Source organism: Actinoplanes sp. NBRC 103695 (assembly GCF_030269485.1).
In the GTDB taxonomy this organism is placed as follows: Bacteria; Actinomycetota; Actinomycetes; order Mycobacteriales; family Micromonosporaceae; genus Actinoplanes.
The window spans coordinates 1-439 of record NZ_BSTL01000130.1; the positions used below are offsets into that span (position 1 = coordinate 1).

Sequence of the window (439 nt, forward strand, 5' to 3'; positions counted from 1 at the left end):
GCCATCCTGTTCCCGATCGCCCGGCACACGTACTGCGCCTGACTTTCGCTGACGCAATGCACCACACCGTCGTCGGCGTAACACTCGAACGGCACGGCCGGGAACGTCCGGGCCATCCACGTGTCGACCGAGTAGCGCAGGAACAGGTACGCCAGCACGGGTGAGACCGCCGACCCTTGCGGGGTACCACGGTCCCGCTGGTGCACGGTGCCGTCGGGCTGCTGCACGGGGGCGGCAGGCCACCGCCGCACATAGAGCAGAACTCACGGCAAATCGGTATTCGCCTCTACCGCTTTGAGCATGAGGTCATGATTGAGTTCCCCCCGGTTTGGTGGAGCCTCTCAAACATGATCGACTGATCATGGGGAGGACGTTCTGTGGCCGCACCGAAGAAGTACCCCGACGAACTGAGGGCGCGTGCTGTGCGTCTGTATCGCGA

Annotated in this window: 1 protein-coding gene; it reads right to left on the minus strand. The window is 63.8% G+C overall.

Going from position 1 to position 439, the window contains the following annotated elements:
• Positions 1 to 227, minus strand: a 227-nt coding sequence (locus QSK31_RS48575; protein ID WP_285692007.1) for a reverse transcriptase domain-containing protein, incomplete at its 3' end; no start/stop codon positions are given.
• Positions 228 to 439 lie beyond the last annotated feature (212 nt).